This is a genomic window from Microbacterium sp. K41 (genome assembly GCF_004794395.1).
Taxonomy (GTDB): Bacteria; Actinomycetota; Actinomycetes; order Actinomycetales; family Microbacteriaceae; genus Microbacterium; species Microbacterium sufflavum.
The window spans coordinates 1-1015 of record NZ_SSDO01000462.1; the positions used below are offsets into that span (position 1 = coordinate 1).

The 1015-nt window shown below is 74.5% G+C and carries 1 protein-coding gene; it reads left to right on the top strand.

All coding sequences use genetic code 11. The features are described 5' to 3' along the window. Nucleotides 1–1015 (top strand): glycoside hydrolase family 3 N-terminal domain-containing protein (locus DW309_RS15080; protein ID WP_240753252.1); only part of this gene is annotated, 1015 nt, incomplete at both ends.

The window sequence follows — 1015 nt, forward strand, 5'->3', positions numbered from 1 at the left end:
CTGCCGCTGCCGCGACCACCGCGGGGGAGACTCCCGCGCCCACCGACGATGCCGGGAGCGCCGACGCCACGGTGGACGCCGCCGACACCGCGTATCTCCGCGAACGCGCCGCCGCCGCGGTCGCCGACCTGCCCGTGGCGCAGCAGGCGGCCTCCATCGTGATGGGACACATCGGCGGCACCGACCCGGCCGCGCTGGCCGCCTACATGCAGGCCGGGTTCGGCGGGTTCATCCTGATGGGGGCGAACATCCCCGGCACCGACGCCGAGCTGCACGCGCTCACGGATGCTCTCGCGGTGGACCCGACGCTGCCTCCGCTGATCGCGGTGGACCAGGAGGGCGGCCTGGTCTCCCGGCTCGACGGGGACGTGTTCCCCGCCTCGACCACCCTCAAGGACCGTCCGGTCGCCGACACGTCGGCCGCGTTCGCCGCCCGCGGTGCACTGGTGGCCCGTGCGGGCATCACGGTGAACTTCGGCACGGTCGCAGACGTCACCGCCGACAGCGGCTCGTTCATCTTCGGGCGGGCCCTCGGCACCGACCCGTCCGGGGCGGCCGAGCGCGTCGCGGCGGCCACCTCGGCGCAGCAGCCGTTCGTCGCCTCCGCACTCAAGCACTTCCCCGGCCACGGTGCGGCTCCGGGCGACTCGCACCACGCGATCCCGACCACCGGACGGAGCCTGGAGGAGTGGAAGACGACGGACGCGGTGCCCTTCGCCGCGGGCATCGACGCGGGAGCCTCCCTGCTCATGTACGGGCATCTCGCCTACACCGCCGTCGACCCGCTGCCCGCCTCCCTCTCAGCGACGTGGCACACGCTCGCCCGTGACGAGCTCGGCTTCGACGGTGTCTCGGTGACGGACGACCTCGGGATGCTGCTGTCGTCGGGCGACCCCGCCTACGCCGATCCGGTGGCGAACGGGGTGGCGGCGGTCGCGGCGGGCAACGACCTGGTGCTCATGGTCGCCGGCTCCGACGCGCAGACCGCCGGACGCATGGCCGCGGGCATCGCGGC